Origin of the sequence: Methyloversatilis discipulorum (assembly GCF_018780585.1) — a bacterium.
Lineage (GTDB): Bacteria > Pseudomonadota > Gammaproteobacteria > Burkholderiales > Rhodocyclaceae > Methyloversatilis > Methyloversatilis discipulorum_B.
In genome coordinates this window covers 1-26,994 of record NZ_JADMJL010000005.1, presented here as the reverse complement: position 1 = coordinate 26,994, position 26,994 = coordinate 1, and the positions used below count along the sequence as shown (strand labels likewise).

The 26,994-nt window shown below is 64.7% G+C and carries 23 protein-coding genes and 2 pseudogenes; 14 read left to right on the top strand and 11 right to left on the bottom strand.

The features are described 5' to 3' along the window. Positions 1-11 precede the first annotated feature (11 nt). The 11 genes from recA (at position 12) to IV112_RS01275 (ending at position 10,172) form a co-directional block, all read left to right on the top strand. Positions 12-1,046: a recombinase RecA gene (gene recA / locus IV112_RS01325; protein WP_019915573.1), complete on the top strand. Its 1,035-nt coding sequence runs from the start codon at positions 12-14 to the stop codon at positions 1,044-1,046. Beyond that, complete coding sequence (gene recX, locus IV112_RS01320) at positions 1,043-1,486, top strand: recombination regulator RecX (RefSeq protein WP_304000605.1); 444 nt, start codon at positions 1,043-1,045, stop codon at positions 1,484-1,486. Before recA ends, recX begins: the two co-directional genes overlap by 4 nt. Further along, positions 1,479-2,219, top strand: coding sequence for an LPS export ABC transporter ATP-binding protein (gene lptB, locus IV112_RS01315; RefSeq protein WP_304000604.1), 741 nt, complete (start codon positions 1,479-1,481; stop codon positions 2,217-2,219). The genes recX and lptB overlap by 8 nt, the downstream gene beginning before the upstream one ends. Before the next feature lie 20 nt (positions 2,220-2,239). Next, a complete protein-coding gene (locus IV112_RS01310) occupies positions 2,240-3,682 on the top strand; it encodes an RNA polymerase factor sigma-54 (protein WP_304000603.1) in 1,443 nt (480 codons plus the stop codon). 63 nt (positions 3,683-3,745) lie between these two features. Next, positions 3,746-4,066: a ribosome hibernation-promoting factor, HPF/YfiA family gene (gene hpf, locus IV112_RS01305; RefSeq protein ID WP_019915577.1), complete on the top strand. Its 321-nt coding sequence runs from the start codon at positions 3,746-3,748 to the stop codon at positions 4,064-4,066. A 122-nt stretch (positions 4,067-4,188) separates the two neighbouring features. Beyond that, a complete protein-coding gene (gene ptsN / locus IV112_RS01300) occupies positions 4,189-4,677 on the top strand; it encodes a PTS IIA-like nitrogen regulatory protein PtsN (protein ID WP_020163176.1) in 489 nt (162 codons plus the stop codon). After that, the gene (gene hprK / locus IV112_RS01295) at positions 4,646-5,581 is read left to right on the top strand and encodes an HPr(Ser) kinase/phosphatase (RefSeq protein ID WP_019915579.1); all 936 of its coding nucleotides are present in this window, start codon (positions 4,646-4,648) and stop codon (positions 5,579-5,581) included. Before ptsN ends, hprK begins: the two co-directional genes overlap by 32 nt. A 107-nt stretch (positions 5,582-5,688) precedes the next feature. Further along, on the top strand, positions 5,689-6,012 hold the full coding sequence (locus IV112_RS01290) for a PsiF family protein (RefSeq protein WP_304000601.1): 324 nt from the start codon (positions 5,689-5,691) through the stop codon (positions 6,010-6,012). 149 nt (positions 6,013-6,161) lie between these two features. Beyond that, a complete protein-coding gene (locus tag IV112_RS01285; RefSeq protein ID WP_304000600.1) occupies positions 6,162-6,851 on the top strand; it encodes a hypothetical protein in 690 nt (229 codons plus the stop codon). 75 nt (positions 6,852-6,926) lie between these two features. Then, positions 6,927-7,742 carry a hypothetical protein gene (locus IV112_RS01280; protein WP_020163172.1) on the top strand — a complete coding sequence of 272 codons (816 nt, stop codon included), beginning with the start codon at positions 6,927-6,929 and terminating at the stop codon, positions 7,740-7,742. 30 nt (positions 7,743-7,772) lie between these two features. Next, a complete protein-coding gene (locus IV112_RS01275) occupies positions 7,773-10,172 on the top strand; it encodes a serine/threonine-protein kinase (protein ID WP_304000598.1) in 2,400 nt (799 codons plus the stop codon). Between the two features lie 73 nt (positions 10,173-10,245). Here the strand turns inward: IV112_RS01275 and IV112_RS01270 are convergent, their stop codons facing one another. Next, positions 10,246-11,136, bottom strand: a complete 891-nt coding sequence (locus tag IV112_RS01270; RefSeq protein ID WP_304000597.1) for an adenylate/guanylate cyclase domain-containing protein — start codon at positions 11,134-11,136, stop codon at positions 10,246-10,248. A gap of 139 nt (positions 11,137-11,275) precedes the next feature. Next, positions 11,276-12,016: a pteridine reductase gene (locus tag IV112_RS01265; protein WP_304000596.1), complete on the bottom strand. Its 741-nt coding sequence runs from the start codon at positions 12,014-12,016 to the stop codon at positions 11,276-11,278. A 77-nt stretch (positions 12,017-12,093) separates the two neighbouring features. Here IV112_RS01265 and IV112_RS01260 point away from each other — a divergent pair, with 77 nt between their 5' ends. Next, positions 12,094-13,233 carry a class I SAM-dependent methyltransferase gene (locus IV112_RS01260; protein ID WP_304000595.1) on the top strand — a complete coding sequence of 380 codons (1,140 nt, stop codon included), beginning with the start codon at positions 12,094-12,096 and terminating at the stop codon, positions 13,231-13,233. Between the two features lie 10 nt (positions 13,234-13,243). Here IV112_RS01260 and IV112_RS01255 read toward each other — a convergent pair whose 3' ends face one another. From IV112_RS01255 to IV112_RS01245, 3 genes are all read right to left on the bottom strand, one after another. Beyond that, positions 13,244-14,209, bottom strand: coding sequence for an AAA family ATPase (locus IV112_RS01255; protein WP_019915590.1), 966 nt, complete (start codon positions 14,207-14,209; stop codon positions 13,244-13,246). Between the two features lie 105 nt (positions 14,210-14,314). Then, positions 14,315-16,153: a serine/threonine protein kinase gene (locus tag IV112_RS01250; protein ID WP_304000593.1), complete on the bottom strand. Its 1,839-nt coding sequence runs from the start codon at positions 16,151-16,153 to the stop codon at positions 14,315-14,317. A 200-nt stretch (positions 16,154-16,353) separates the two neighbouring features. Further along, complete coding sequence (locus tag IV112_RS01245) at positions 16,354-16,548, bottom strand: hypothetical protein (RefSeq protein ID WP_304000592.1); 195 nt, start codon at positions 16,546-16,548, stop codon at positions 16,354-16,356. 208 nt (positions 16,549-16,756) lie between these two features. On the opposite strand from IV112_RS01245, the gene IV112_RS01240 reads away from it, so the two are divergent. Then, positions 16,757-17,443, top strand: a complete 687-nt coding sequence (locus IV112_RS01240; protein WP_304000590.1) for a hypothetical protein — start codon at positions 16,757-16,759, stop codon at positions 17,441-17,443. Positions 17,444-17,488: 45 nt separating this feature from the next. On the opposite strand, the gene IV112_RS01235 is transcribed toward IV112_RS01240, so the two are convergent. From IV112_RS01235 to IV112_RS01225, 3 genes are all read right to left on the bottom strand, one after another. After that, positions 17,489-18,328: an alpha/beta hydrolase gene (locus IV112_RS01235; protein WP_304000589.1), complete on the bottom strand. Its 840-nt coding sequence runs from the start codon at positions 18,326-18,328 to the stop codon at positions 17,489-17,491. A 76-nt stretch (positions 18,329-18,404) separates the two neighbouring features. Beyond that, entirely contained in the window at positions 18,405-20,822 is a 2,418-nt protein-coding gene (locus IV112_RS01230) for a putative bifunctional diguanylate cyclase/phosphodiesterase (protein ID WP_304000587.1), read from the bottom strand. A 4-nt stretch (positions 20,823-20,826) separates the two neighbouring features. Next, positions 20,827-21,432, bottom strand: coding sequence for a methylamine utilization protein (locus tag IV112_RS01225; protein WP_438362224.1), 606 nt, complete (start codon positions 21,430-21,432; stop codon positions 20,827-20,829). A 219-nt stretch (positions 21,433-21,651) separates the two neighbouring features. Here IV112_RS01225 and IV112_RS01220 point away from each other — a divergent pair, with 219 nt between their 5' ends. Then, on the top strand, positions 21,652-22,539 hold the full coding sequence (locus IV112_RS01220) for a DUF4394 domain-containing protein (protein ID WP_304000585.1): 888 nt from the start codon (positions 21,652-21,654) through the stop codon (positions 22,537-22,539). A 110-nt stretch (positions 22,540-22,649) separates the two neighbouring features. On the opposite strand, the pseudogene IV112_RS01215 reads toward IV112_RS01220, so the two are convergent. The 3 genes and pseudogenes from IV112_RS01215 to IV112_RS01205 form a co-directional block, all read right to left on the bottom strand. Beyond that, positions 22,650-22,727, bottom strand: a pseudogene (locus IV112_RS01215) (integrase core domain-containing protein); the annotation flags it as partial. Positions 22,728-22,773: 46 nt separating this feature from the next. Next, positions 22,774-23,935, bottom strand: a pseudogene (locus IV112_RS01210) (IS3 family transposase). 218 nt (positions 23,936-24,153) lie between these two features. Continuing rightward, entirely contained in the window at positions 24,154-26,325 is a 2,172-nt protein-coding gene (locus tag IV112_RS01205; protein ID WP_304000584.1) for a PQQ-dependent dehydrogenase, methanol/ethanol family, read from the bottom strand. Between the last annotated feature and the right edge of the window lie 669 nt (positions 26,326-26,994).

Below are 26,994 nucleotides of genomic sequence, written 5' to 3'. Positions count from 1 at the left end.
AAGGATTCAGCATGGACGACAGCAAGGCCAAGGCGCTCGCCGCAGCGCTCGCGCAGATCGAGAAGCAGTTCGGCAAAGGCTCGATCATGCGCATGAGCGACGGCCAGCTCGAAAACGACATCCAGGCGGTGTCGACCGGTTCGCTCGGGCTGGACATCGCCCTCGGCATCGGCGGCCTGCCGCGCGGCCGCGTGGTCGAGATCTACGGCCCGGAATCGTCCGGCAAGACCACGCTGACGCTGCAGGTGATCGCCGAAATGCAGAAGCTCGGCGGCACCGCGGCCTTCATCGACGCCGAGCACGCACTTGACGTGCAGTACGCCGGCAAGCTGGGCGTGCGCATCGACGACCTGCTCATTTCGCAGCCGGACACCGGCGAACAGGCGCTGGAAATCGCCGACATGCTGGTGCGCTCGGGCGGTGTGGACATCATCGTCATCGACTCGGTCGCCGCACTGACGCCGAAGGCAGAAATCGAAGGCGAGATGGGCGACTCGCTGCCCGGCCTGCAGGCCCGCCTGATGAGCCAGGCGCTGCGCAAGCTGACCGCCAACATCAAGCGCACCAACACGCTGGTCATCTTCATCAACCAGATCCGGATGAAGATCGGCGTCATGTTCGGCAACCCGGAAACGACGACGGGCGGCAACGCACTGAAGTTCTACGCCTCGGTCCGCCTGGACATCCGCCGCACCGGCGCGATCAAGAAGGGCGAAGAAGTGGTCGGCTCGGAAACCCGGGTCAAGGTGGTCAAGAACAAGGTGGCGCCGCCGTTCAAGCAGGCCGAATTCGACATCCTGTACGGCGAGGGCATTTCGCGCGAAGGCGAAATCATCGAACTGGGCGTGCTGCACAAGTTCGTCGAGAAATCCGGCGCCTGGTATTCGTACAGCGGCGACCGCATCGGCCAGGGCAAGGACAATGTGCGCGAATTCCTGCGCGCCAACCCGGCGATGGCGCGCGAGATCGAGAACAAGGTGCGCGTCGCCTGCGGCATGCCCGAACTGGCGGTGATCGCGCCGGACAGCAAGGCGGACGCCGCGTGAACGCCGCGCTGCGCGAGAAGGCTTTGCGCCTGCTCGCGCGGCGCGACCACAGCCGCGCGGAACTGGCGCGCAAGCTGCGCGAGGACGGCGACGAGGACGAGATTGCCGCACTGCTTGTCCGTTTTGAGGAATGCGGACTGCTGTCGGATAGCCGCTTCGCCGGGCAATTCGTATCGTCCCGCGCGGCCCGCTTCGGCACCCGCCGGCTGCAGTACGACCTGAAGCAGCGCGGCGTGGCCGATGCCGATGTGGCCGATGCGTTGGCCACCGTCGGCGACGACGAAGCCGCCCGCGCCCGCGCGGTGTGGGCACGCAAGTTCGACGCCCGGCCGTCGGATGCCAAAAGCTGGGCGAAACAGGCAAGATTTCTGCAATCCCGCGGCTTTTCCGCCGATAGCATTCACAAGGTATTGCGCGAACAACCCGAACAAGATGAGTGAAAACCGGACCACCAGCCGGCTCAAGGTCGAGCGGCTGCGCAAAAAGTACAAGTCGCGCCCGGTGGTGAAGGACGTGTCCTTCGAGGTCGGCAGCGGCGAGGTGATCGGACTGCTGGGCCCGAACGGCGCGGGCAAGACCACCTGTTTCTACATGATCGTCGGCTTGGTCAGCGCCGACGGCGGCGAGATCCATCTCGACGGCGAGCGGCTCACCCACCTGCCTATCCATCAGCGCGCACGCGAGGGGCTGTCCTATCTGCCGCAGGAGAATTCGGTGTTCCGCAAGCTGGACGTCGAGGAGAACATCCTCGCCATCCTCGAGCTGAACGAGAAGGACGCGGCCAGGCGCGCAGCCCGGCTGGACGAGCTGCTGGAGGAACTGGGCATCGGTCACCTGCGCAAGAGTCCGGCCGCGGCGCTGTCCGGCGGCGAGCGACGCCGCGTCGAGATCGCCCGTGCGCTGGCCACATCGCCACGCTTCATCCTGCTCGACGAACCGTTCGCCGGCGTGGACCCGATCGCCGTCATCGACATCCAGAAAACCATCCGTTTCCTGAAGGAGCGGGGCATCGGCGTACTGATCACCGACCACAACGTGCGCGAGACGCTGGGCATCTGCGATCGCGCCTACATCATCAACGCCGGTGAGGTACTGGCGAGCGGCCGGCCTGAAGAAATCGTGTATAACGAGAGCGTCAGGAAGGTCTATCTCGGCGAACACTTCCGCCTCTAGACCGCCGAAATTTGCACACCATGAAGCAGTCGCTGCAACTCAAACTTTCCCAGCATCTTGCGCTCACGCCGCAACTGCAGCAGTCCATCCGGCTGCTGCAGCTGTCGACCATCGAGTTCAACCAGGAGATCGAACGCTTCCTGGACGAGAACCCGATGCTCGAGCGCGACGACAGCGAGCCGGTCGCGAACTACCAGCCGCCGCAGGACAGCATGGGCGAGACGCGCGACAGCACGCCGCAGGAGAGCGCGGACGCGCAGCAGGAAGAGCAGCGCGCCCAGGAAAGCGCCAGCAGCGCCGACATGGACGACTGGTCCGGTGAAAGCGGCAGCTACGGCTCGCGCAGCGGCGGCGACGACGAGGACGGCGACTACCAGGACGTGCAGGCCGCCGGCACCTCGCTGCGCGACCACCTGTGTGGTCAGCTTGCGCTGTCGCAGATGAGCGAGCGCGACCGCTACCTGATCCGCCTGCTGATCGAGGCGCTGGACGACGACGGCTACCTGAACCAAGAACTGACCGAACTGGTCGAGCTGCTGCCGGAAGAGGCCGACATCGACCTCGACGACCTGTCGATCGCGCTGCGCCAGCTGCAGAACTTCGACCCGGTCGGCGTTGGCGCCCGCGATCCGCGCGAATGCCTGCTGCTGCAGCTCAATGCGCTGCCCACCGACGAGGTGTCAACGCTCGCGCGCATCATCATCGACCAGCACATCGACCTGCTGGCCGCACGCGATTTCGCCAAGATCCGCCGCGCCGTCGGCTGCGACGAAGAGCTGCTGCGTGCCGCCCAGACCCTGATCCGCTCGCTGAACCCGCGCCCGGGTGCCCAGTTCGCGCCGATCGACGCCCGCTACATCGTGCCCGACGTGGTGGTGCGCAAGGTGCGTGGCCAATGGACGGCCCTGCTCAACCCGGACGCGATGCCGCGCCTGCGCATCAACCGCCTGTACGCGGAAATCCTGCAGGGCCAGCGCGGCAGCGGCCTGTCCGGTCAGCTGCAGGAAGCCAAGTGGCTGATCAAGAACGTGCAGCAGCGCTTCGACACCATCCTGCGCGTGTCGCAGGCCATCGTCGAACGGCAGCGCCAGTTCTTCGAGTTCGGCGAGGTGGCGATGCGACCGCTGACGCTGCGCGAGATCGCCGAAACGCTCGAGTTGCACGAATCCACCATTTCGCGCGTCACCTCGCAGAAGTACATGGCGACGACGCGCGGACTGTTCGAACTGAAGTATTTCTTCGGAAGCCATGTGGCGACCGAAAGTGGCGGGGCCTGTTCGGCCACCGCGATCCGCGCGCTCATCCGCCAGTTGGTGGGCGCCGAGGATGCCAAGCGTCCGCTGTCGGACTCGCGCATCGCGGAAATACTGGGCCAGCAGGGCATCGTCGTTGCGCGGCGCACCATCGCCAAGTACCGCGAGTCCCTGAACATCCCGCCGGTCAGCGTGCGCAAGGCGATCTGAGACCGATCACATCGACCGACCCGATCGCCACGCATTTTTCGTCCCGTAACGAAAGGAGGCAGCATGAACCTCACCATCACCGGCCATCACCTCGAAGTCACCCCGGCCATCCGCGAATACGTCGAAACGAAGCTCGACCGCGTGATTCGCCATTTCGACCACGTGACCAGCGTTTCCGTCATCCTGTCGGTGGAGAAGCTGCGACAGAAGGCGGAAGTCACGCTGCACGTCCGCGGCAAGGACATCTTCGTGGAAGCCGAAAGCGAGGACATGTACGCGACGCTCGACAACCTGATCGACAAGCTCGATCGCCAGGTGCTGAAGCACAAGGAGAAGTCCGGCGAACACACCCGTGAGGCACTGAAGCACCAGGCGGCAGAATGAAACGATTGCCCGCTGCCAGGGGCGTATAATCCGCGGCCTTGTTGCAGTGCAATCAACTTTTCCGGCGCGGCGACCGTTAACCTCGGTACCGCGCCCGCCGCGTGTTCGGAGTAGCCCCTGACATGACGCTCATCGCAAAGCTGTTGCCCGTTTCGAACATCTGCCTCGGCCTCGACGCCAGCAGCAAGAAGCGTGTGTTCGAACAAGCCGGCCTGCTTTTCGAAAACAACCAGGGCATCGCCCGCAGCCAGGTCTTCGACAGCCTGTTCGCGCGCGAAAAGCTCGGTTCGACCGGCCTCGGCCAGGGTGTGGCCATTCCGCATGGCCGCATCAAGGGCCTGAAGGAAGCCATCGGCGGCTTCGTGCGACTGGAAAACCCGGTCGCTTTCGACGCGCCGGACGGCCGCCCGGTCAATCTTCTGTTCGTGCTGCTGGTCCCGGAGCAGGCGACCGAACTGCATCTGCAGATCCTGTCGGAGCTGGCACAGATGTTTGCCGACAAGGCCTTCCGCGAACAGCTGATGCAGGCCGCCGACGTACCCGCCATCCATACCCTGTTCACAGCCTGGCAGCCCGCGCATGCGGAAACTCAGCGTCGCGCGGCTGTTTGAGGACAATCGCGACCGGCTGCGCCTGCAATGGCAGTGCGGCAGCGGTGAAACGCTGATCGTCGCCGACCAGATCGGCCTGTCGCCAGCCGACCTCGTCGGTCACCTGAACACCATCCACACCCGACGCATCCAGGTCGTCGGCGTGCCGGAAATCCTGTGGGCGGAGAGCGTCTCGACGCGCAAGGTCGAAGACATCGTCGATACCCTGCTCGACGCCCGGCCGCCTGCCTTCATCGTCGCGGATGGCGCCGATCCACCGCCCACCATCCGCAGCGGCTGCGCCAGCCGCGGCATCCCGTTGATGACCACGCAGCGCAGCGCAGCCTCGGTCATCGACCAGTTGCGCGCCTATCTCGCGCGTGAACTGGCGGACCAGACCACGCTGCACGGCGTGTCGATGGACGTGCTGGGCATGGGTGTGCTGATCACCGGCGACTCCGGCGTCGGCAAGAGCGAACTGGCGCTGGAACTGATTTCGCGCGGTCACGGCCTGGTGGCCGACGATTGCGTCGACATTTCGCGCATCGCGCCCAATGTGCTCGAAGGACGCTGCCCGGAACTGCTGAAGGACTTCCTCGAAGTGCGCGGGCTGGGCGTACTGAATATCCGCACCGTATTCGGCGAAACCGCCTGTCGGCGCAAGATGAAGCTGCAACTGGTCGTGCATCTGCAGAAGCAGGTGACCGGTCTGCCCGAAGCCACGCGCATGCCGCTGGACAACGAAGTGATGGACATCCTCGGCGTCAAGATACGCAAAGTGGTCATCCCGGTTGCCGCCGGCCGCAACCTGGCGGTGCTGGTCGAAGCCGCCGTGCGCACCACGATACTGAGTTTCCGCGGCATCGATTCGACGCTCGAATTCGTCGAACGCCAGCGCCGCGCCCTGGGCGGGGAGGACGGCTGACCCGGCGACTGTACATGATGATGACATATGCATAACATGCACGACGGCAGCCCGCCGGGGCTGCCGTCGGTATTGTCATTTCATGCTGCACAGCCAGGAGCTCAGTCATGCCGAATACCCGCCGTACGCTCAGCTGCACACTCTTCAGCATCACCTTGCTCGCCACCTTCCCGCATGCCGCCGTCGCCGGCCCGCAGCAGGACAGGATGCGTGCCTGCAACAAGGAGGCGAAGGAAAAGTCGCTGAAGGGCGACGAGCGAAAGACCTTCATGAGCAGCTGCCTGTCGTCCGGAAAGAGCGAGGCGACACGGACAGCAGAGGCGTCCGACGATGCTGCAGCGCGCAAGAAGCAGTGTCGCGCCGAAGCCAGCGCCAAATCGCTGAAGGGTGACGAGCGCAAGGCCTTCATCAGCGAGTGCTCGAAGACCTGAACCCGGCGGCATCGACCCGCCCCCGGTGGCGGGTCGCACCCGCTTTCGTGCGCTATGCAACAAGACGTCCCCGAAAGGCGCCCCGGGCCTGCCGGACAGGCAAAAGCCTTTTGGTATAGTCGATCGTCTTCGAACGTCGGAGTTGCCCGATGTTGCGCGACCGATTCCTGCGCCCCGCTCTGCTCGCCACTGTCCTCGCCATCGCGACCCCCGGCGCCCTTGCCTTCAGCTTCTCCGAAGACGCGAAGAAGGACGCCGCCGCGGACGAGCAAGCCCGCGCCGCCGCTGCCGCGCATGTGCTGTCGCTGCCGCCGGCCTGCCTCGACGAACTGCGGCGCCGGAAAATCATGATCGTGATGGGCGAGCGGACCGGCGAAGGAGTCACTGCCGAGCAGGCCCGTTTCAGTCCCCATTTCAACTCGATCAACAAGCGCCTGCTCAAGCACGGCATCCGCACCTATTCCCAGCAGGAAATTCGCGCGCAGATCGCGCAGGCCGAGGTCGACGCCTACTTCCGCAACGACCCGGACGCAGCGCTGGCCGCATCGAAGAAGATGGGTGCGCAGCTGGTGATGCGCGGCACGATCGACTCCCGTTCGGCGATCAACCCTGTGCTGCGCATTCCGGAGGTCTATGTTTCGATTGCGTACGTACTGATGACCCCGGGCGGAAAGCTGATTTCCGAAGCCAGCGCGAAAGCCGAATCGTATTCCGGCGGCGACACGCTCGGCATGGCCGGCACGCTGATCGAAGAACAGGCCGACGCCGTCGTCAGCACGCTGCTCGGCGGCTACTGCGCGGCCAATCCGCCCGCAAGCGGCAAGAAGAAAAGCAAATAGGCACCGCGCGGCCCGACCGCGCGGACACATAACGGGGCGCAGGCGTCCCAGCAATCTTCAGAGAAAGGGACCTCCATGAACTTCACCTTGCATCGCGCACTGAAATCCGCGGCATTTGCCGCTGCCGTTGGCAGCCTGCTGCCGCTGGCGTACGCCCAGCCCACGTTCGAAAGCGCTTCGCCGACCGCCGGCGACAGCGTGTCGCAGAAGGCCAACGAAAGCGCCGACAAGGCGATGTACAAGGCTGTCGAATACAGCAACAAGAACAAGCCGGGCCCCACGGTGGTCGTCGTGCCGGGCGAGATCAAGAGCAACAACGCCACGTTCACGCAGAAGTTCGCGTCGAACAACATCGCCGATTTCGGCGAGCTGGAACTGTCGCAGGCCAATTTCAAGGTGCTCGAACGTTCGGACATGGGTCCGCTGCTGAACGAGTTCCAGCTCGCCTACTCGATGGGCGATCCCGGTTCCGCGCGCAAGATGCTGCAGAAGGGCAAGTTCAAGACGACCAAGTACGTGGTCAAGTTCGACATCCTGAAGGCAGAGCAGGTCGCCGCCGCGAAGGAAGGCGTCAGCGGCCGTACCCTCGGCAACATCATCGGCATCCTTGGCGGCAGCCGCGGCAGCTATGCCGCCGGCGAGGCCGTGGGTTCGGTCGAAACCGGCGCCGCAGCCGGCGTCTGGATCATCGGCATGCGCTACAAGATCATGGACGCCAACACCACCGAGCAGCTGGCGCAGGGCTATACCGAAGAGAAGATGGAAGTGGGCGCCAAGGGCAGCTCCATCCTCGGCGTGTCCAGCAGTCAGGAAGGCGGCATCACGCTCGACGGCATGGTGCAGCGTCTGGTGCAGAAGTCGGTCTGGGAAATCGACGCCAAGTACAAGTAATTCCCCGCCAACGCCGCCGGAGCACGCCTCGTGAGCATTCCTGCCAGACTGGGCAAGTACGACATCCTGCGCGAACTGGGCCAGGGCGCGATGGGCATCGTCTATGAGGGGCGTGACCCGGTGATCGACCGCCGGGTCGCCATCAAGACGCTCAAGCGCGAACAGCTGGAACGCAGCGAGGCGGACGAGGTGATCGCCCGCTTCAAGCGCGAGGCACAGGCGGCCGGCCGGCTCAACCACCCGAACGTGGTGGCCATCTACGAATATGGGGAAGAGGCGGACGGTACCGCCTTCATCGCGATGGAATTCGTGCAGGGACGCGAGCTGAAGGATGCCTTCGACTCCGACGAGCGCATTCCGCTGTCCACCGTCGGCCGCGTCATGGACCAGCTGCTCGACGCGCTGGAGCACGCCCACCGCAACGGTGTCACCCACCGCGACATCAAGCCGGCCAACATCATCCTGCTCGCCGACGGCACGGTGAAGGTGGCCGACTTCGGCGTGGCCCGCATCGAATCGTCGAACCTGACCCAGGCCGGCACCGTGATGGGCACGCCGTCCTACATGTCGCCCGAACAGTTCATGGGACAGACGGTGGACGGGCGCAGCGACCTGTTCTCGGCCGGCGTCGTGCTGTACCAGTTGCTGACCGGCGAGAAGCCCTTTACCGGCGCGCTCACCACCATCATGCACAAGGTGCTGAAGGAAGATCCGCCCTGGCCGTCGGTGCTGAACGTCCATGTGTCGCCGCGCATCGACGCGGTGGTCAAGCGGGCGATGGCCAAACGGCCGGAGGACCGCTTCCAGAGCGCAGCCGAATTCCGCCGTGCACTCGACGCGGCGCTGTCGGCGCCGGTTGCCGACGACGACGCCACCGTCGTGAGCCTGGACGACGACGACGCCACGGTGCTGTCGGCGACGCCGGACGCGACATTGCAGACCGCGCGCATGCCGGCGCCGCCAGCGGTCGAGCCCGCGCCGCGCCCCCAGCCCGCACCGGCAACGGCACGCACGACGGCCGAAACGGCGTCTCCAGCCACGCCGCCGGTGGCGGCAAAGCGCAATCCGATGCTCATCGCGGCCGGCGTCGCCGCACTGCTGATTGCCGGCGGTGCCTGGACCTACCTCGGTGGCGGCTCCGAGCCGACCCCGTCCGCACCCACGCCCGCGCCGCTCGCAGCCGACACGGCCCCCGTCGCCGTAGCGCCACCGCCCGCGGCACCGGCGGCAGCGCTGGATCCGGGTGTCGCCATCATCAGCGCCATCGGACTGGCCGATCCCGGCGACCCCAGGCTGGCCAATGACCGCAACGCGCTGAACCAGGCCATGCGCGACGACGCGCGCCGCCAGATACTGGAAAAGGCGGTTGCGCTGTTCGTCGACCCGAAGTCGGTGAACGCGCACTACGACGTGCTGCAGGCGCGCCTGCTCGACCGCAGCGGCGACTTCATACAGGCGGTGCTGGAAGAAGGTCCGGCGCAACTGGGCAAGGACGGTCTGATGTCCGGCGAAGTGCGTGCGGCAGTGCGCGTGCGCCAGGTGCAGAAGTCGCTGAACCAGATGTCGCAGGACGAACGGGTCGAGTTCATCCGCAACAACGGCGACCCGAAGATCGCGGTCGCCGTGTCGTCGTTGTGGCCGGACGGCGATCCGACCGTTCCTCCCCTGCGTTCTCAACTGGCCGAGAACACATTGAAGCAGCACATCCAGGGCTTCGGCTTCCGCACCTGGAACGACGAGGCCGGCGCCGGCCAGAACGCCGACTTCGCGATCGACGGCGAGGTGCGCTTCAAGCGGCTGAGCGTCCGGCTGGCGGCATCCGGTCTGGTGATCGACAAGGTCGTGCTGACCTCATGGACGGTGCGCTGCACCGACCGCAAGTCCGGCGAAGAGGTCTATCTGAACACCGAGGTGCCGGAAGGCACCAGCTGGACGTCCGAGGAGAAGGCGCTGGCCGATATCGGCAAGCGCGTCGGCGAACAGTTCAGTCGCGAGTTTTTCCTCAGCCACTTCCATTTCACCGCCCGCAAGGTGGCGCTGCAACTCACCGGCCTGCCGGGCGAGGAAGTCGCCGGCTCGCTGCTGCGCGAAATCGCGTCGCTGCGTGCGGTGTTGGCAACTGAAGTGAAGTCGCTGGGCAGCGAGCGCGCGGAATTCGTGGTCGACATGTCGGGCGGCCTCGCCGACGCCGGCCAGAACGTACAGGCTGGCATTCTGATGCCGCTGTCGCGCAAGCTGGGCCGCAACTGCCTCAGCGTCGCGTCGAGCACGCCCGACGCCGTGACGCTCAGTTTCGACCCGGCCTGCGCCGCGCCGGACATGGTGGCGAAGCTGCAGACCCTGCCGCCGGCCGGGCTGATGGAAGCCTCGCCGTCGCGGCGTGAAGCGGTGGTGCACAGCCCCGAACTGCGCAAGCGCATCAGCATCTGACCGCCGCGGGCCGCCGTGCCAGCCGGCGGCGACCGCGGAACCACGCTTCAGGTGCCAGTAAGGGCTACGCCCCTCACTCCAGCACTTCGAAGCTCATCAGGTCTATGCCCTGCTCGAGCGCGCTGTGGCCGAAGCCGATGGTGCCCTGGCCGCGCAGGATGATCTCCTCGCGCTTGAGTACCACCTCGTTCTCGCCCTCGATGCGCAGGAAAGTGCCGTTGGTGCTCTGGTCGACCAGCACGAACTTGTCGCGCCGGCGCTCGATGCGCGCGTGATTGCGCGACGCGCGCTGGTCCTTGATCACGACCTCGTTGCTCATGTCGCGGCCCAGAGTGAGCGGGCCGTGCGCGTTGTCCACCGTCAGTTCGGTATCGCGGTAGCGCACCAGCAGCCGCGCCACGTTATAGGTGGCGACAATGCTCGACGCCTTCATCGTCAGGTCGGCGCCCTCCTGCCACAGCACTTCGCAGACGCGCACATCCTCGGCCTTGCCCTTCACCGTCAGTGCGTCGATCTCGCGCACTTCCGGCCCCATCGACAGCGTCACCGCAGCCAGCGTTTCGGCGGTGGTGATGATCTGCCCGGCCTTGGCCAGGCCCGCCATGCGCGCCGCCGTGTTGACGGTGTCGCCGAACACGTCGTCGTTCTCCTCGATCGCCGGTCCGAAGTGGAAGCCGACACGGATCGCCAGCTTGACGCCCGACACCGGCGGCAGATCGGTCACCCGATGCTGCATCTCACAGGCGGCCTGTATGCCCGCGTCGGCATTGGGGAAGGTGGTCATCACCTCGTCGCCTATGGTCTTGATCACCTTGCCGCCATGCCCGTCGACCACGCGCCGCATGCGATTGAGGCAGCGTTCCACGGCGCGCAGCGCTTCGGCGTCACCCAGCTTCTCGTAGAGCCGGGTGCTGCCGGAGACGTCGGCGAACAGCACGCACACAGATTTAGGTTGGGAACTCATGGCAGGCCGGGTGGCATAGGGCTTCAACGTCAGGGCCCGAGGTCAGTGCTTCAACGTCAGGCATTTACGTCATTTTACAATTACCGACGATATACGTGCGACGACGCGCCGGCAATCCGACGAAGGTCTGACGGATGCGTCACAGGTGCACGCTGCGCCCGCCATCGACGGCGATGATCTGACCGGTGATGTAGGGCGCGTCCTCGATCAGGAAGCGTACCGTACGTGCGATGTCCTGTGGGTCGCCTTCTCGCTGCAACAGGGTATGCCGCACGATGCGGGCGCGTTCTTCCGGATCGAACAGGTCGTTCTCCGGCCACTGGATGGGCCCCGGCGCCACGCCATTGACGCGCACCCGCGGCGCCAGATCGATGGCCAGCGCTCGCGTCAGCGTCGCCAGTGCGCCCTTCGAGGCGCTGTACAGCGCATAGCCCGGCAGCGGTCGTTCGGCGTGGATGTCGGCAATATTGACGATGCAGCCGCCGCTGTCGCGCAGCGCTGGCGCGGCCGCCTGCGACAGGAAGAGCGGCGCGCGGAAGTTGCTGCCGGTCAGGTCGTCCCAGTCGCGCTGCATGATGGTGCCGATCGGCGTCGGGTAGAAGGACGAGGCGTTGTTGATCAGCGCGTCCAGGCGCCCGAATTTCGCCAGCGTCTTGTCGACCAGTTCGGGCAGACGGGCGGTATCGAGCAGGTCGGCCGACAGGCAGCAGGCGCTTTTCGCGCGGCGCGCATTGAACTCGTCGAGCAGTAGCAGTGCCTCTTCCGCCGACTGCCGGTAGTGGATGGCCACCCGCCAGCCGGCGTCGTGCAGCGTGCGCGCCATCTGCGCGCCAAGGCGCCGCGCCGCGCCGGTGATCAGTGCAACCTTGCCGTTTTCCATCGCTTTCCTGTCCACCTGTTTGTCTGTCGCGACGCGATGTCGCATTATCGCGGACCCCGCGACCGGACACCCGTGCCATGTCACTGCCCCAGCCCGATTCAGACGCCGTCGAGCACAGCCAGCGCCTGCTCGGACAGATCCGCGACGAGATCGCCCGCACCGGCTGGATGCCGTTCAGCCGCTACATGGAGTGCGCGCTGTACGCGCCGGGGCTCGGCTATTACAGCGGCGCGCTGCAAAAGTTCGGCCACGACGGCGATTTCGTCACCGCGCCGGAGCTGACGCCGCTGTTCGGCCGCAGCCTCGCCCGCCAGCTGGCGGAACTGATGGCGCTGAGCGCGCCCCACCTGATCGAGGCGGGCGCCGGCAGCGGTCGCCTCGCCGCCGATCTGCTGGCCGAACTCGACCGCCTGGGCGCCGCACCGCAGAGCTATCGCATCCTCGAACTGTCGGCCGACCTGCGCGCCCGCCAGCAGGCGCTGATCGCCGCCGAGCTGCCGCATCTGAGCGCTCGCGTGAGCTGGCTGGACAGTCTGCCGGACGCGTTCGACGGCGTCGTGATCGGCAACGAGGTGCTCGACGCGATGCCGGTCGAGCGCCTGCGCAACGCGGCCGGCCGGATCGAACAGGCGGGTCTGGCGCTCGACCCGTCCGGCCAGCCGGCGCTGGACTGGCGGCCGGCGCCCGCGGCGCTGGCTGACGAAGCCCGCGCGCTCGGATTCACCGACGGCTACGACAGCGAAATCAACTTCGCCGCCCGCGCCTGGGTGGCCGAGTGGGCGCGACGCATCGGCCGCGGTGCGCTGCTGCTGATCGACTACGGTTTCCCGCAGGCCGAGTACTACCATCCTGACCGGCGCAGCGGCACGTTGATGTGTCATTACCGCCATCACGCGCACACCGATGCGCTGTGGATGCCCGGACTCAACGACCTGACTGCGCACGTCGATTTCACCGCCGTCGCACAGGCCGCCTTCGACGCCGGCATGTCGCTGGCCGGCTACACCAGCCAGGCGAACTTCCTGCTGAATTGTGGCGTGCTCGAACTGCTGGACCGCGACGCCGACGCGCTGAGCCGGGCGAAGCAGAACGCGGCATTGAATCAGCTCACCTCGCCGGCCGAGATGGGCGAGCTGTTCAAGGTGATCTGCATGACGCGCGACATCGATGCGCCGTTGACCGGCTTCATGCGCGGCGACCGCAGCCACACGCTCTAGGGTCGGCCGCTCAGAAACCGATCTTCTTCTGCCGCGTCGCCCGCCCCGCTTCGAGGTCGGCCGGCAGCAGGTGGTCGCGGTGCGCCAGCTTGGCGTTGCCGAACGCGGCCAGCAGCACCTTGCGCATGTCGCGCGGCGGCACGCCGGCCAGGCGGTCGATCACGTCTTCCGGCGCCTCCGGCGCGAAGCCCCAGTCGTGCGCCGCCACCAGTTCCTCGTACAGCGTGCGCGCGATGATGCAGGCCTGATCGTGATCCGGCCGCGGCACGGTGTACACATTCATCCGGCTCAGGATGGGTTCGGGAATCGAACGCTCGTCGTTGGCGGTGGACACCCACATGATGTGGCTGGCGTCGATGTCGACCTCGACGAATTCGTCCTTGAACTGACGCGCGGTGTCCTGTTCGAGCAGGCCGTACAGCGCGCCCATCGGGTCGTAGCGCGCGTCGCCGCCGGCCTTGTCGACCTCGTCCAGCACCACCAGCGGGTTGGCGTAGTCGCCGCACACCAGCGCCTGCGCCACCTTGCCCGGCTTGGCGTGCGACCACTGCGACGAGGCGCCGCTCAGTATCCAGCCGGCGGTCAGCGAGGACATCGACACGAATTCGAAGCCGGTGCCGAGCACATTGGCCAGCTGGCGCGCGAAATGGGTCTTGCCTATGCCCGGCTCGCCGAGCAGCAGGATGGGCGTGAAGTTCATCGGCTCGTTGCCGGCCACCGCCAGCGCCAGATAGCGCTTAAGGTCGTCCAGCACCGGTGTGAAGTTCGGGCAGCGGGCATACAGCGGATCGAGGCCGTCGAAGGAGGACGGCTTGACCACGTAGCGCACGCCGCCCAGCGTCTTCATCTTTCCGTAGAAGGCGGTAAGCGCCTCGTTGCGCGCTCCGCTGCCGGACTCCATCGCCCGGTCCACATCACCCACGTCGTAGATTTCGCGACATTCCGCCAGGGGAATCCGAATGTCCGCCCCGTCCATGATGGCTCGCCTCCTGCTGTCCGTCACATGATTCAACGTCCCGGCCGACCGGAAACTGAACGGCCGGCACACACCCGACTGAAACGAAGCATCATCCGCGCCACGTCACATCGGTGACGGCACGATGAGCTTGGCCAGCGTCGGGAAACGGCTGGGCTGGCCGAGCAGCAGTCGCACCAGCTCGTCCAGCCATTCGCTGCCGCGGTCCTCGGCCGGCGGCACGTAATCGACCAGGCCGAAGCGCTCGACGTTCTGCAGCGTCAGGCGCAGCGTCAGCGTCCGGTAGTCGGCATTCAGTTCGACCCGGCCGCGCACCTCGGGCGCGACGTCGAAAATCTGCGCGCGCAGCCGGTTCAGTTCGTCGCGCGCCGGCTGTTCCTCGAAGCGCAGACCGTGCTCGCGCAGCGCCAGACGCAGCGCATCCGCCGCCAGCGGATCGCGCTCGCAGCGCAGCACCGCCTGGCCGCGCAGCAGCCAGGACAAGGACACGCGCACCAGCTGGTCGGGCGCCTCGGCGCCGCGGTTGCGGGTGTTCACATCCGACGCCTGCCAGGCCAGGCCACGCAGCACGCCGAGCCCGAGCAGCGGATAGTCGCGCGCCACCTGCGGCTTGATCACATTGAGCTGGGCGCTCAACTGGGTGAAGTAGTCGCGCACCAGCAGCAGGCGGTTGGACAGCGCCTGTTCCGCTTCGGTGCGGACTGCACGCTCGCCACGCTGCATCTGCGCCGTGTGCGCACGGATGCGCTGCGCCTCGCCGGCAAGGTCGGCCAGCAGCGACGACGCTGCCGCGGCCGGCGGATCGGCGGGCGCCTGCGCTGCGCGTTGCACGGCCGGCGCCGGTGTCGGTGGCGCTTGCAGCGGCGCCGGCACTTCGTGCAGCGTCGGGAAGGCAACGGCAGGCGGCGCCTGTTCGCGCAGCGGTCGCTGCGCGGAGGCGGACGCCGCCTGCCCGATCGACGGTTGCGGCGCGCCGCGCGCGGCGAAGGCGTCGATGTCGGCCGCCAGTTCGGCCAGCACGTCCTCGACCGGCGCCTTCGGTCTGCCCGACTGCCCGCGACGCAGGATGGGTGCCGGCCCGGCATCGACCGACAGCACGTCGGGCAGCGGGTCTGCGTCGCGTGCGACCGGCGCGGCTTGCACGCCGCGCAGCGCTTCGGCCAGCGCCGACGCGTCAGCGTAGCGCTCGATCGGCGACTTCGCCAGCGCCTTCATCACGACCATGTCGAGATCCGGCGGCACGTCGGGATCAATCGCACTGGGCGTCGGCGTCGGCGCGTAGGCGATGTTCTCCAGCACGGTAGACAAGGATCCGGTCAGCGGCGAGCCGAAAGGCGGGCGGCCGGCCAGCATTTCGAACAGGATGGCGCCGAGCGAGAACACGTCGGAACGCGCATCCGGCGGCAGGCCCTGCACCTGCTCCGGCGACAGGTATTGCGGCATCGCCGGCAGCGCATCCGGCGACGGCGACGGCAGCGCGAAATCGGTGACGAACACGCGCCCGTCGCCATCGACCAGGATGTTCGACGCCTTCAATCCTCCGTGCACGACGCCGGCTGCGTGCGCATGAGCCAGTGCGTCGGCCGCCTGGCTGCCTATGCTGCGTACCCAGTCGAAGGCCATGCGCGGCAGCGCATCGAGCAACTGACGCAGCGAGCGCGCGTCCAGCCGCTCGACCGCCGCCCAGGGCTGCCCGTCGTCGGCCACGCCCTGTTCGATGATGCGGACGATGCCCGGGTGCTGAAGCGAGGACGTGGCAAGCAGGCTTTCGCCCAGCTTGCGCACATAGTGCGCCGGGTCGGCGGCGAGATCGGTACGGAAGGTCTTGATTGCCAGCAGTCGGCCGCTGCCGGCCTCGGTGGCTTCGAATACGGCGCCGCGCTCGCCGCGACCGATTTCGCGGCCGAGCACGTAACGCCCCAGCTTGCGCACGGCATCGCTCATGCGGACCGCTCCGCAGGGCGGAGGCCGCGGCGCGCGGCAGGCATCGGACGGGAGACTGGAACAGGGGTGCAGGCCATGAGCGCGATATTACCTGCGCCGGCTGCGCAATATGCAGGATCGGAATGCGGACCGGCGTATCGGCGCAAGTGAAGACACATGCCCTCGGGCACGCGTCTCGCACCTCATCCGGTCAGACCCGCTTACTCCTGGCTGCGGTAGATGTCGCGCAGGAAGGCGTCGGGGTCGGCCACCGCGCTGCGCTGGCGTACCGCCTGCACACGACGGCCGGCTGCGGCGGCTTCGAGCTGCGGCAACCAGCCCGCGTTGAGCACTTCGTCTCCGTAGTCCTGGGCGCGGCCCAGCGACTTCCCGGTCATGAAATCGAACAGATCCATCTTTCTCTTCCCGTACCCGACATCTTGGCTAACGGCGGACAGCACTGCCGGCTTGAATCGTCCGAAGGGCCGATGCAGAGATGCATCGAAACTTCACAAATCCATGCTGCAGCACCTGCGTTCGCGGCCTCGTGAAAAGCTCGTGGCAAGCTTTTGTCGGCCGTCTTGCTGGACTACTCTGGAGAGGTCTGACCTCCTCCCCGCACACATGTTTCATCACGGCATCGCGCTACTGATCGCACTGTTTGCTTACGGCACCGTTACAGCCGGCGACGGTCCGCTGGCGAACCAGGCGGCGATCGACGCCGCACGTGCGCGCTGGGAAGGATCGCCGCAGGCCGGCTGGCTTGCGCGCATCCTGCCGCCCTCGCTCGACGCCGCCTCGCTGCCGGAACCCGGATCGCGCGGCGCCGCTTTGCTGGCGCGCTACTGTGTTCAGTGCCACCACGTTCCGAATCCGGCGATGCATCACCCGGACAAGTGGCCGAAGATCGTCGACCGCATGGTGGTGCGCATGCGCGGACACGGAAACCGTGGGGCGCTGATGAAGGACATGATGGGCGGCGTCAAGGCGCCGGACGAGGAAGAAGTACACATGCTGATCGGCTACCTGCGACGTAATGCACAGAAGCCGATCGATGCAGCGCGCTATCCCGACCTCGATACGCGCGGTCGCAGCTTCCGGGACGCCTGCGACCAGTGCCACGTGCTGCCGGAACCGTCGAGCCGCACCGCTGGAGAGTGGCGACGCGTGGTGGCGCGGATGGAGAGGAATATGGCGTGGATGAACCGCGTGGTCGGCTCGCGGGCGATGCCGGGCGAACCGCAGCTGCGCCTGCCCGACATCCTCGCCTATCTGCAGCGGTACGCCGCACCGGGACCACGGGGTTCGTAAGCTCTGACATCCGGTCCGCCGCGTGACGGACCGGATGTCAGCCATTCAGGCGCCGGCGTTGCAGCCCTGGGCCTCTGGCTGAATCGCAGACAGGGCGCCCGGCAGCCAGTCGAGCATGCGTTGCGCCACCTTGCGCCAGTCGGCCTCCAGCATCATGCCGTGTCCCATGCCCGGGAAGACGTGGGCCGGCACACCGAGCGCGCGCGAGGTCATTTCGGTCAGCGCCGGCGGAATGATGGGGTCGCACTCAGCGCCCAGCACCAGCAACGGCGGACGATGCATGCGCGCCGGCCGCGGCAGGTTGAACAGCGTCATGTCCCAGATCACCCGCGCCGATTCAGGCTGCACGCGGCTGGCCATCTGCTGCAGGCGCTCCATCGACACCGGTTGCGCGAACAGGGCTTCGCGCAGTGCGTCGAGCGAGGTCGCGCCGCCGGCCAGCAGGCTGTTCAGTTCCGACATCAGGTCCGGCTTGCGCATCACCAGGCCAACTGCCGACGCCCACAGGCCTTGCGGCGGCACCGACGCCATCAGCACGGCAGCGGGCACCTGTCTCAGCTCGAGACACTTCTGTACCACCATGCCGCCCATCGAATGCCCGATCAGCACCGGCGGCGTGTCGAACTGGTCCAGCACTTCGAGCACGTCGCGCACGTAATCGTCGAGACTGATCAGGTCGAGGTACTCGCGCCCCGGGCTGCCGCCGTGGCCGGACAGCGACAGCGCGTGCGCCTCGTAGCCGGCCTCGGCAAAACAGGGCAGGAAGTGCTCGTCCCAGCACCAGGCGGCCGTGTAGGCGCCATGCACGAACAGCAGCGGCACCGGCCGCGACCTGACGTGAGGCGTGCGGGTAATGACTTCCAGTGGTCCGTGACGCTTCATCATTGTTATTCGCTCCTGCAGGTTCCCGACACTGTAACCTGAAGCATGTATCGGGCCGGCAACCACGACACGGAAATACTCAGACTGCGACGGTCCGGGTGGCAGCCCTGCCGACCGGCTCGTCCAACATCACGGCGGCAGCAGAGGACCCGACCGCGCCCTGCGCCCAGTGCGACTCGCGGAACCATTTTTCAAGGGCTTCGGCCGGAATCGGCTTGCTGATGAGATAGCCCTGGGCGAGATCGCAGCCGAGCAGGCGCAGCCTCTCCAGCACGCCTTCGCTCTCGACCCCCTCGGCCGTCACCTTCAGGCCCATGTTGTGCGCCAGTTCGATTGTCGAACGTACGATGATTTCGTCGTTCGGATTGTCGAGCAGGTGCATCACGAAACTGCGGTCTATCTTCATTTCGCTGACCGGCATCTGCCGCAGGTAGGACAGCGACGAGTAGCCGGTGCCGTAGTCGTCGATCGACAGTGCGCAGCCGGTCTCGCGAAGCACCTGCAGATTGGCCAGCGCGCGCAGCGGGTCGTCGAGCACCGCGCTCTCGGTGATTTCGAGCGTGATCAGGCGTGCCGGACAGCCATGGCATTCCAGCATGCCCGCGAACAGCGCCGGCAATTCGGGGTTCAGCAGGTCGCGTGCGGAAATGTTCAGCGACACGTTCACCTCCAGCCCCTGCCGCAGCCACTGCCCGCACTGGCGGATCGCCGCGTTCATCACCCACAGCGTGATCGCCTTGATGTAGCCGGTCTGCTCGGCGAAGGGGATGAACTCGAAAGGCGGCACGAAACCGCGCGTCGGGTGTATCCAGCGCACCAGCGCCTCGACGTGATGAACCGCGTCCGGCGCGGTCGACACCTTGGGCTGGTAATAGAGCACCAGTTCGTCGCGCTCGACCGCCAGCCGCAGCTCACTCAGCAGCGACAGCCGCTCGACGTTCTGGTCGTGATGCCTGGGGTCGTAGATTTCGGCCATCGTGTTGTGACGCTTGGCCAGATACATGGCGACGTCGGCATGACGCAGCAGCGACTGCGCATCGTTGCCGTGCGCCGGACAGGCCGACACACCCATGCTGGCGCTGACGTCGACCATCTGGCCGTCGAGATTCATCGGCCGGTTCATCGCTTCGGCGATACGGTGGGCCACGCTCAGCGCCTTCGACGCGTCGGCGCCCGGCAGCATGACCGCGAACTCGTCGCCACCCAGTCGTGCCACCTGATCGCGCACGTCGCGCAGCGTTTCGCGCAGCCGTCGCGCCACCTCGCGCAGCAGCAGATCGCCCAGTTCGTGTCCCAGCGTGTCGTTCACCATCTTGAAACGGTCGACGTCCAGGCACACCACGGCCAGGTCGCTGCCGTCGGCGGCCGCTGTGCGCAGCGATTCTTCCAGCCTTTCGGTGAAGTAGGCGCGATTCGGCAGGCCAGTCAGCACGTCGTAGTAGGCCAGTTCGCTGATGCGCGTTTCGCGCAGCGAAATGGCGTCGGTCATGTGAACGAAAGCATTGGCGAGCTGGCCGATCTCGTCGCCGCGTGCCACTGCAGGTGGCGCGCCGTACTCGCCGGATTCGACACGGCGCGCGAATTCCGCCAGCCGGACCACCGGCGAGGCGATCGAACGGCCCATGAAGGCACTGACGGCGAGCGCCAGCAGCGTGCCGATCAGCGTAAGCCCGGTCCAGTCGCGGTACAGCCGGTTCCACGGCGCGAGTGCGCGCTCCAGCGACAGTTGCAGCACGGCGCCGACCTGCTGCTGCGGGCCGGCGTCGATCGCGTGCATCAGGCTGACGTAATCGCGGTCGCCGAGCGTCAGTGCCTCGTCCTGCAGCGCGCCGTTCGCCGACAACTCACCGAGCAGCGCGCTCTGCAGCGGCTCGTTCAAGGTGCTCGACGCCAGCATCCAGCCCTTGTCGCCGCTGCGTCGCACGAAACTGACTTCGAGGCCGGTCACACCCTTCAGGTCATTGGCCAGGCTCTTGTCCACGCTGAAGCCCATCACCACCCAGCCGACCGGCACCGGCGCCATCACCGGCACCACGACCAGCTGGTAGAGCATGCCGGATACCACGGCGAAGCCGCCGCTGTGTGCGCCGCTGCGCGCGCCCTCGATCAGCTGGCGCAGACGCTCGGGCGTGCGCCCCGGATTGAAGGACGAGCTGGCAACGATGGACTCGTCCAGCGCCAGCAGCAGCATCACGTCGGCACGGATGCGCCCGCCGTGGTTCGCCAGCGCCGATTCGATCGTTTCCCTGTCCTGGCTGAGCAGCGCCTCGCGAAAGCCGTAGTCCGCCGCCAGCACGCGCGCCGCCTGGGTCAGCTGCGACGCCCGTTCGTCGAGCAGGCGCGCGAACACGCGGTCGCCCGTCTTCAGGTCCGCCTGGGCATCGGCCATCGCGCTGCCGCGGCCGATCTCGCCGAACAGCAGCAGCCCGCCGATCTGCGTGACCAGCAGCAGCGCGGCACACCAGGCCGCGATCTTCCATTTGAGGCTGAAGCGCATCGACTCAGGGCCTCAGTTCGAGCTTGACCACTTCGGTCTGGTCGCCAGCGACGCGCAGCGGCCGTGGCGGAACGTCGGGCATGCCGAGGCGGCGCGGATGCCACAGCTGAAGCTGATAGTCGCCGGCCGGCACGTCGGCGATGCGGGCCACGCCGTCGCTCTGCGAAATCGCCGACCACGGCGTATCGACCACGACGACGTAAGCCGCCATCTTGTCGTGGATGTTGCAGCCCAGCACGACGACGCCCGGTTTGTCGAACACCACCGGCTTTTCCGGCTTGCCGGCGTAGAGCTTCAGCTCGAAAACCTTGGCCGCCGAGAAGGAATAGACGTGATGGCGCACCGTGTCGTTGTTCGGAAACTCGATCGCGGTACCGGTCTGCACGACGCTGATCGCCGGCAGGAAGGTCTTGTTGCGCTGCTCGATCTGCGCCGGTCTGGCTGCAGGCATGCCGCCGCGCGAAACCGGAACCAGCGACACGACGACGCTGTCCAGCGCATTGCCCGATCCGTCGCCGGCCTTGATCGTGACCGTGGCGGCCTGCGCAGGCAGGCCGGCGCCCACCAGGACGACGGCGACGAGCAGGACACGACGGAAATGATGAAACACGATGACGGCGCAGGGCACGGCGGTTCGCTTTGATCGATGACTGCTTGATTAACGGACATCGCCCCGGCCCCTTGAGGCGGGCATCTCATCCGACCGGGCGAGACGGACGAGACAGCTGTCTCAGGACCGGGCCTGCACAGCCTTGGTCAGACCGGTACACCATGCGGATCGCGCCGCCGAGACGCCCCGCACTCGAACAACGACATACGGATGCTCACGATGAAATATGCTCTTGCTTTTCCCGCAGCCGCGATCGGCCTCACCCTGCTCGCCACCGGCTGCGCCGGTCTGTCCGACGCCGGCGGTACGCCGCGCAAGGAAATCGTTCGCGCGGTCACGCAGTCGCACCATCTGGTCAGCTTCAACGCCGGGCAACCCGGCCGGCTGCTGTCCGACGTCGCACTGAAGGGTCTGGCGGCGGGCGAAACAGTGCTCGGCATCGACTACCGGGTCGCCCGCGGCGAGCTGTACGCGCTCGGCAGCAGCGGGCGCGTGTTCCGGGTCGACACCGCGAGCGGCCAGCTGACGCCGGTGGGCAACGAGAAATTCGCGCAGCCGCTGAACGGCGGGCAGTTCGGCTTCGACTTCAATCCGGCAGCCGACCGCATACGCATCGTGTCGGACACGCGGCAGAACCTGCGCGCCCACCCGGACACCGGCGCGCTGGTCGACGCCTCGCCCGATGCACCGGGCCTGCAGGCGGACGGCACGCTGCATTACGCCGCCGGCGACGCAAACGAGAAGGTGACGCCGCGGGTGCTGGCTGCCGGCTACACCTACAACAAGGACAACGAGAAGATCACCACCAACTACGCGATCGACGCCGCCACCGGCGCACTGGTGCGCCAGGGCTCGGTCGAGGGCGAACAGCCCGTCGTATCGCCCAATCTGGGCAAGCTCTACACCGTGGGTTCGCTCGGCGTCGCCGGACTGACCGACGCCCACTTCGACATCGCCGACCTGAACAACGCCGCCTTCGCGGTACTTGGCACGGCAAAGGACGCCGCCGCCCAGTTCTACGAAATCGACCTGAAGACCGGCAAGGCGACGCGTATCGGCAAGGTCGGCTCCGGCGAAGCGCTGCGTGGCATCGCGATCAAACCGTGAGAGCGTTTCACAAATGCGGCGCGTGCGTGGTGAACCGCGGTTGGCCCGTACGCGTCCGAGCTGCGCCACCTCCTCTTGGTGACGCAGCATGGAATTGACCGGCTCTGTTATTCGTCGCGGAACTTGCCATTGAAACGCTCATTGGTGTCGTTCTGCCAAGGTTTTCCCGGCTGTGACAGCGCCATCTGCAGGCACTGATCGCTGTCCCATTGAAGCTGCATCGCCCCGGGTTTTCTAGACGGTTCTGTTGTTCAAAAAGTACTGCCGTTCGAACTCTACCGGGGATAGCTGGTTGGTGTATCCATGGCGGCGTTTCGGGTTGTAGAACATTTCGATGTGGTCGAACACGTCCGAGCGTGCCTGAGCGCGCGTGGTGTAGATCTGGCGGAGGATGCGCTCGCGCTTGAGCAACTGGAAGAAGCTCTCAGCCACGGCGTTGTCGTGGTAATTGCCGCCGCGACTCATGCTCGGCTGTAACCGGTGCGCCTTCAGGAAATCCTGCCAGTCATGGCTGCTGTACTGACTGCCCTGATCCGAATGCACCATCACCCCGGTCATCGGTTTGCGCCGCCAGACGGCCATGAGCAGCGCGCTGATCGCCAACTCCCGGGTCATGCGTTCCCCCATTGACCAGCCCACCACCTGGCGCGAGAACAGATCGAGCACGACCGCGAGATACAGCCACCCTTCGTGGGTGCGGATGTAGGTGATGTCGGTCGCCCAGACCTTGTTCGGCTCAGCCGGTTCGAACTGACGGTCCAGATGATTGGGCACCACCACCGCGGGACGCCCACCGTACTTGCCCGGGCGGCGCTTGTAGCCCGTGTGCGAGCGTTGCCCGGCCAGACGCATCAGGCGCGCCACCCGATGCTTGCCGCAACGCTCGCCCATGTCTCGCAGGTCGTTGTCCACCTTGCGATAGCCATACACCCGGCCGCTGCCTTCCCAGCTCGGCTGATCAGGGCGGACACCCGTACGTACTCCTTCACCCGATCGCACAACGGTGCCTGCTCCAAGGCGTAGTAACCACGCGGATGTACTTGCATGACCGAGCACAGACGGCGCACCGGATGCTGCTCGACATGCTCGTCAATGAAGGCGTACTTCACCCGGACTGCTTGGCAAAGTACGCGGCGGCCTTTGTTAGGATGTCGCGCTCCTCGGTCACGCGCCGAAGCTCAGCCTTCAGCCGCCTGATCTCATCGGCCTGGCTGTCCTGTTGAGCTCTGACCGGCGCAGACACCGAATACCGCTTGATCCGACTGTACAGGCTATGGGCACTCACGCCCAGGCGCACTGCAACTTCGGCCACTGCGAAGCCCTCCTCGGTGACCTGTTTGACCGCTTCGACCTTGAACTCCTCGGTGAAGCGTTGCTGTGACTGCTTCGTTTCCATCGACACCTCCATGAAGCCTCATTCTGAGGCAGGTTGGTGTCTAGAAAACCCGGGGCGATTCACACCAGCCTGCTAGAAGGTCCGCGACATGGGGTATGGCAATTACGCAAACAATAAAAACTTTGGGCGCCAGCCGCTCGCAATCAAGAAGTACGTGCAAATTACGAAAATGATTGGAGCGACTGACTACCATTACAATAAATCTAAACCACTCCGACTCAGTTCTTTTTTTCCTCCGATTTCACTTGGCGATACTCTTTCCAAGCTTGCTCAACTACAAAGGCACGAATCGCCTCCGCATCATCGGCAGAAAAGTCCTGCCCCAACATCCCGCCATCTTTTAAAGCGCCCTTCACGATCACTCGATACCACGCATCCTTGGACTTAATGATCGGAGAACGGCGAAGATCCGGAGCGCTCCCACCGATACTATCTGCTCTATCTCCATGGCAAAGCCAGCACGATCCCGAATTATATAGATTGAAGCCCTTCTCAAGCATGGCTTTTGAAACTTCCATCTTTGGCGGCTCATCAATCTTGGGGAGAGAGGTATCCACCTTAGGAATTTTCCCGGTTCCACCGAGAGAAAAAGCCATTATTCGGCTCGGCCCGCGAGACTCTCTCCCTACACCGTACGCCACCATGGCGCTCCTCACCAACGCCGGTGCGCCAACGGTTACGAGGAGAATCTGTTGACCATTAACCGTGACGGTAATCGGAGCAGCCAGCACGCCCGACCCAGTTGGCTGCGACCACAAAATCTGGCCGTTGTCCGCGCGATAAGCATTTATCTTTCCAGAGGAAGTGCCATGAAAAACGAGATTTCCTCCCGTCGAAAGGGTACTTCCGTTAATCGGAAGGTCCTGTGGAATCTTCCACCGTGCAGTACGTTGAACAGGATCCCATGCAACAAGACTCCCCCGCCCTTTAATAGTTTCCGGATCCGTTCCGGCGGCGTAATTATCCGCAAGAACGCCCCCAAGCAGCGCGTTAGGATCTGACGCAAATCGAGTGCTTAGATTCCACGCACTGAAGTAGACAAGCCCGGTTGCAGGATTCGTACTCATACTCATCCAACTGCGAGCGCCCCAGACTCCAGGCGAGACTATCGCAGCGCCATCAGCGTTGTTATAGTACCGAGCACCTTCCTTTTCCACAGGCTTTCCCGTCTGCGAATCATAATGAGATGCCCAAGAAACGGGAACATAATTATCGGCCGAGATCAGCTTACCACTCTCCCGATCGATTACATAAAAAAACCCGCTTTTCGGCGCTTGCATTAGCACCTTTCTTTTTTTTCCACCCACCTCCAACTCACCCAGCATTATATGCATAGTCGCATCGAAATCCCACGCATCATTTGGGACGACTTGATAATGCCACTTGTACTCTCCCGTATCAGCATCAACCGCTACAATCGAGTTTGCAAAAAGATTCTCAAGCCCAGAGGGGTTCCTGACACCCGCGTGTATCGGGGTTGCGGCGTTCGTTCCAAAATACACCGAATTCATTTCCGGATCGTACACAATCGCCCCCCATGGAGCTGCACCGCCGTTTTTTGCCCACCCATCCTTCCAAGTTTTCGATGCAAACTCGAGCGCTTTAGACTGCGGCCCTTTCGCAGGATCATCTGGGACAGTGTAGAACCGCCAAACCTCTTTTCCGGTATTTACATCAAAAGATGCAAGGTATCCTCGAGCACCGAAATCCGACACACCGTTACCGATGTACACCTTTCCATTTGCAACCATTGGGGCACCAGCAATCCCATTCTCTTTTGACGGATCGCACGCCTGCGCTTCCCACTTCAAAGCTCCACTTTTTGCATCTATTGCAACAAGACGGCAGTCAGCAGTTCCAACAAATACCTTGCCATCCCAAAAAGCGGCCCCTCGGTTTCTAAGAGCTGACCATGTACTGGAAAAGCTCCCTCCGAGCTTGACTTTCGGATCGTAACTCCAAACCAGCTTTCCAGACCGAACATCAATCGCATAAACCTTCGAAAAGGGCGCGCTCAAATACGCGATGCCGTCGGCCACGATTGGTGTCGCGGACAAACCGTCTTTGCTTGGGATATCAAGCGACCAAAGCAACCCAAGCTTAGAAACGTTTTTATCGTTGATTTGACTTAGCGGACTGTAATTTTGCTCCGCGTAGTTGCGACCGCGCAACAACCACTCTGCGTCATTACCATCAGCCAGCAAGGTCTTCTGCTTATAAGCATCCGCAGCAGCCTTTGAATCTGCCGAATACCCAGCCGAAAACAGCACGGACGCAAGAACACAAAGACCGCTAAAAGCTGCGGGACGGCACAGAAAACGAGCACCCTCGGATAGAAAACCAAGCCCCGCCACTTTTTCACCAATTTTCAAATGCAGGTCGAAAGACATCCCCACCCCTTTCCTCATATTACAATCCATTCAAGATCGAAATCGGAATCAACACAACGAACCCGAATCGCAAACACAAGCTCCGTCGAATATGCGCCACTGCCATCACATGCATCTAATCTCGTCGCGAACTTAAATTGATCGCATTAGGATTAAAAATTAATAACAATCGGTCGCGCGCTGTCATGTTAAGTCGAAACCGTTGCCCATCGGTATCCAGAATGTGCACGACCCACAGGGGCCGACTACAAAGAAAGTTGGATCGGGTAGACCTCCTTTGGGCCCGCCCCAACGCCGGGTGTGCACTCCATATGCAGAAAGCAATGAACCGCGAGACGATTCATCACGCGAACCGACAAGTAATCCGGCCATCCCTGACACATTGGTGAGAAGCCCCAAAAGCTTGGTTTCTGTTCCGCTGGTTCGTTGCCCTGGGTATGCACGGTATGGAGTGCGGCCGCACCGTCTTAAACATTAATCGCGACGGTCTGCTCGATACCGATGTCGCACTCCAGTTCTTCCGTCCCGTGCTGCATCTGGCCGAGTGGTAAGGCTACGTGTCCGACGTGCACTCCAGCATCGACTGCACAAGATCGAGACTTGGGCCAGTCGCATGAACCGTCGCGGCCTTCGAGGAGGCCCGTTGGGTCAAGTCAGGCCGGCACGAGG